The organism is Pseudomonadota bacterium (assembly GCA_030859565.1).
Classification (GTDB): Bacteria; Pseudomonadota; Gammaproteobacteria; order JACCXJ01; family JACCXJ01; genus USCg-Taylor.
Map to the genome: position 1 here is coordinate 1 of JALZJW010000219.1, position 4321 is coordinate 4321.

Annotated in this window: 5 protein-coding genes; 1 reads left to right on the forward strand and 4 read right to left on the reverse strand. The window is 59.9% G+C overall.

Features of this window, described 5'->3' with window-relative positions; all coding sequences use genetic code 11:
* Window positions 1-288 precede the first annotated feature (288 nt).
* Window positions 289-1122, forward strand: coding sequence for a hypothetical protein (locus M3436_19585; protein ID MDQ3566182.1), 834 nt, complete (start codon window positions 289-291; stop codon window positions 1120-1122).
* 234 nt (window positions 1123-1356) lie between these two features.
* Here M3436_19585 and M3436_19590 read toward each other — a convergent pair whose 3' ends face one another.
* From M3436_19590 to nadA, 4 genes are all read right to left on the reverse strand, one after another.
* Window positions 1357-2100 (reverse strand): YebC/PmpR family DNA-binding transcriptional regulator, encoded by a 744-nt coding sequence (locus M3436_19590; protein ID MDQ3566183.1) that lies wholly within the window; start codon window positions 2098-2100, stop codon window positions 1357-1359.
* A 124-nt stretch (window positions 2101-2224) separates the two neighbouring features.
* Window positions 2225-2587, reverse strand: a complete 363-nt coding sequence (locus M3436_19595) for a hypothetical protein (GenBank protein MDQ3566184.1) — start codon at window positions 2585-2587, stop codon at window positions 2225-2227.
* A gap of 112 nt (window positions 2588-2699) precedes the next feature.
* Window positions 2700-3338: a putative lipase gene (locus M3436_19600; protein ID MDQ3566185.1), complete on the reverse strand. Its 639-nt coding sequence runs from the start codon at window positions 3336-3338 to the stop codon at window positions 2700-2702.
* A gap of 35 nt (window positions 3339-3373) precedes the next feature.
* Window positions 3374-4321 (reverse strand): quinolinate synthase NadA (nadA, locus tag M3436_19605; GenBank protein MDQ3566186.1); only part of this gene is annotated, 948 nt, incomplete at its 5' end.

The window sequence follows — 4321 nt, forward strand, 5'->3', positions numbered from 1 at the left end:
CATGTCGCCATCATGCACGAGTAGCGGAGGGCCGTGGCATGCGCGCGACAACGCTGGCCAACAAGGCAATGGACCCGACGGCTCAGGTTCGGTCGCCTGCGGCTCCCTCACTTGGCTGCGGGTCATTCAAGACGTTAGGTGGTCGATAACTAGGCGGTGAATAACACGCCCTGGACAGTGAAGCGTTTCGCCTCCTGTAGCGTTCTCCCGCCACGAGCGACAAACGTGCAGAGCCGAATCGAAATCATCAGACGTCCGCTTCGCAATCAGACCTGCCCATATTGCGGTGTGGCGCTCGACGACGCGACCGCGACCAAGGAGCACGTCGTTGGAAGGCATTTCGTGCCGAAGGGTTCACTGAACCAGAGCCTCAACGTCATCCTCCGATCGTGCCATCCGTGTAACCAGCGCAAGTCCGACCTTGAGGATGACATCTCGGCGCTCTCCATGTACCCGGATCTTGGCCGGGGGTTTGACGGAATGGGTGACGTCATACCGGGGGAGGCCAAACGGAAGCTGGCGAAGAGCTATAGCCGGACCACGTGCAAGCCGATCGTGGATAGCTCGGAGGAGCACATCATCAGCGGCATGCCGCTTCCCGGACTGAAGATGTCTGCATCGTTCACTTCACCTCCACAGATGGACGAGGCGCGTGTCTATAAACTCGCACACTACCAGGTGCGTGGATTGTTCTATGCGCTGACCTTCAACCCGGACACAATGGGTGGCTTATGGCCAGATGGAGGCTTTTTCCCCGTAGCAGTGGCCCGACGGACAGACTGGGGGAATCCAATCCACTTGTGGTTTATGAAGCGGGTCATGGAGTGGCACGAGCGAATGGTTGGGTACTTCGCGGACGAGCACTTCCGGGTCGCGATTCGTCGCGACCCCGGCTCCGAGCTGTGGTCGTTTGCACTCGAGTGGAACCGGAGCACGCGTGTAATCGGCTTCTTCGGTAGGCAGGAGCCTGCGCTCGCGTTCGCGAAGGAGATACCCCAGCTACCGATGGTTGTCATCGGCACGAGCCCTGACGGCGGCGTGTACAGAGGGCGGTCGGAAACTCCTTTGGCTGAAGTCGACGACTGTTTGTTCTACGCTCACGACTCGCTACCACGGGCGTGAGGGCTCGTTCGGCGCCTCGCCACCTAACTCTGCGGTTGCACCGGACGCGGTCCGCTGCGTTTCTGCCTTTCGATTTGCGCTACCATTCCGTCGCGGACCGCGCCGGTGAACCGCGAACCGTTCAGCGTCCGCTTTGAGGTGAATCACGATGTCGGTGTGAATGACTCCTCCGGGTCGGAAGCCGAAATTCAAAACTGAGACACCACCAATCTTGTGCGCCGGTGAAGTCCTCCACTACAACTGCGCCAAGATCTCTTCGCTCATCTCGGCGTTCGAATAGACGTTATGAACGTCATCGAGATCCTCCAGCACTTCGATCAAACGCGTCATTTTCTGGGCGTTCTCCAAGTCGAGGGTCGCGCTGATCGAGGCGCGCATCGTGATTTCGGCGTTTTCCGGGGTTAACCCTTGGGCAAGCATCCCGTCTTTGACCTTCCCGAAATCCTCGGGGGCCGTGACGACGTCAATCGAGCCATCGTCGTTTACCACGACGTCGTCGGCGCCGGCATCGAGCGCAATCGCCATGATTCGGTCTTCGTCGCTGCCCTTGGGGTAGGACAGCACCCCTTGTTTTTTAAACAGATACGCGACGGAGCCATCGGTGCCCATGCTGCCGCCGGCTTTGGAAAAGGCATGGCGGACCTCCGCCACCGTGCGGTTGCGGTTATTGGTCATGCAATCAACCAGGATCGCAATCCCGCCCGGGCCGTAGCCTTCATAGCGGATTTCTTCGAACTGCTCGCCCTCGAGATCTCCCGTTCCACGTTTGATCGCCCGCTCGAGTGTGTCCTTGGACATGTTATTGGAGAGACCAGCATCCATGGCGGCGCGCAGGCGTGGGTTGCTTCCGGCATCCCCGCCACCCATGCAGGCGGCGACCGTGATCTCGCGGATAAGTTTGGTGAACAACTTACCGCGCTTTGCGTCCTGCGCGCCCTTGCGATGCTGGATATTCGCCCATTTACTGTGTCCCGCCATGATAATCAATTTCCATTGTTTCCGAATCAAGAAAGTCTAGCGCAAATCCGCGCTCGAGTGATCGGAATTTGCCAGGCGAGCGGCCGTGCCAGGGTGGCGGCTGCCACAATGCACCGTGGAACCCTTAGCGCTTGCGTTTACGTTGAGCCAAATACCGTTCCGCTTTTTGCCTGTTAATAGCCCTGAGCTTTGTATCAACGTCCTCGAGCGTAGGCGAAGAAGTATCCATGGCCGCATCCGGCCGCCGGTTGCGGGCGCGTAGCGCCGCTCTAATCGCGATCACCATGCCCAAAAGCGCTCCGACACCGGCGCCCATCCCGGCATGGAGCGGTAACCCCATGACGTCGATCATCATGGTTTTGATAGGGACCGATGCAACCGAGAAACCGGACGACGTAATGATGTAGTAGCGGTATAGGGCCATGATCACGGCGCTCGTGAGCGCGCCGATGAGCGACCACCGCAAAACCGTGAGCACTAGCTTCATCACTCTCACTCCCGTAGGCAATTACGCCAGACCAGGTGTCTAGCTCGCATCGCGGCTCGCAAAGCGTTTGCCGTCGTTGCGTGAGCCGCTCAAAAAAGTTCATCGATCCGTGTCACGCCGCGTGTATAAACCGGCCGTGCCGCAAAAAAAAGCCGATCTCCTCCGCTACGCAGCGTGACAATAGCATGCCGAAATGTGCCACCGGTAACACGACGTTATCCGTTGCATTCGGTAATAGAGCTTCGCTCACTGCCACCGTGCCATCATTGGGTTTAGCGATCTCCGCAAACAGCCGTCCCAACCCGATGCTAGCGCTCCCCGCAATGGCACCGATCTCATGTTGACCGTTCCAAGGCGGTAGATCTCCAAGCAGACCCTGCTCTAGACTTTTCCTCAATACTGCACGGCCGCAGCCTGTCAACGCCAGCTTTGCCGCCGCGCGGCTCCCCTGATGAGGAGTGGCCAGCGTGACGATGCGGCCGGGACGTCGTGGCGGGGACTCATGGAAGAAATGACGCACTACCAGTCCGCCCAGGCTATGCGCGACGAAGTGGATCACCGGTGCGTCGATGCCGTCCGTGAAGTTTTTCAGGTCTTGGGCGTTGCGTAGCGGCTCGAAGCGCGTGCTCGGGTAGGAAAATTGGTGGGTACTAAAACCGATTCCAAGCAAGCGCCGCCGCAAGACAGTCATATCCCAGCCGGTCATGAAAAGACCGTGCACTAAAATCACCACTTCCGCTCGCGGGATCATCGGCATACGCCGAGGGGGGCCGGCGCTTACGCGACCTAGGCGTCGTTGGTACCGAAAACGGCCTGACCGCGCGCCTTGGTCAAGTCGAGCAGACGCACGATCGGCACGCGCGCCCGGGCGGCGATCTGGGGGTCCAGCAGGATTTCATTGTCCCCATTTTCAAGGCAGGCCGCGAGTTTTCCCAGCCCATTCATCGCCATCCAGGGGCAGTGTCCACAGCTCTTGCAGGTGGCGCTGCGGCCGGCCGTGGGCGCCTCAATGAGCTGTTTGCCAGGAGCGGCCTGCTGCATCTTGTAAAAGATGCCTTTGTCAGTGGCCACGATGAATTTGGAAGCATCGAACTCGCGCGCCGCCTCGATGAGCGCGCTCGTTGATCCGACGACGTCCGCCTGCGCCACGACCGACGCTGGGGATTCCGGATGCACCAAGACCTTGGCATCGGGGTGCTGCCTGCGGAGCGCTTCGAGCTCGAGACCTTTAAATTCCTCATGCACCACACAGGCTGCGTTCCAGAGGACCATATCGGCGCCCGTCTGCTCGCGGATATAGCCGCCCAAATACTTATCCGGCGCCCAGAGGATTTTCTCCCCGCGGGCTGCGAGATGCGCGACGATGTCGACCGCGCTGCTCGAGGTGACGACCCAGTCGGCGCGCGCCTTGACCCTGGCACTGGTGTTGGCATAGACGACCACGGTGCGATCGGGGTGGGCATCGCAAAAGGTCGAAAACTCGTCGGCCGGGCAGCCGAGATCGAGCGAGCAAGTCGCCTCCAGATCTGGCATCAGCACGCGCTTCTCGGGGTTCAGGATCTTGGCGGTCTCGCCCATGAAGCGCACACCGGCGACGACCAGCGTCGATGCTGGGTGCTCATAACCGAAACGGGCCATATCCAGGGAGTCGGAAACATGACCTCCCGTCTCGTCGGCGAGCTGCTGCAGCGCCGAGTCGGTGTAATAATGCGCAACGATCACCGCTTTTCTGTC

What these genes read in the sequence shown, in the direction of transcription:
- M3436_19600 (MDQ3566185.1), bottom strand. Translation starts at nt 3,338, where the DNA reads ATGATCCCGCGAGCGGAAGTGGTGATTTTAGTGCACGGTCTTTTCATG.
- M3436_19595 (MDQ3566184.1), bottom strand. Translation starts at nt 2,587, where the DNA reads ATGAAGCTAGTGCTCACGGTTTTGCGGTGGTCGCTCATCGGCGCGCTC.
- M3436_19590 (MDQ3566183.1), bottom strand. Translation starts at nt 2,100, where the DNA reads ATGGCGGGACACAGTAAATGGGCGAATATCCAGCATCGCAAGGGCGCG.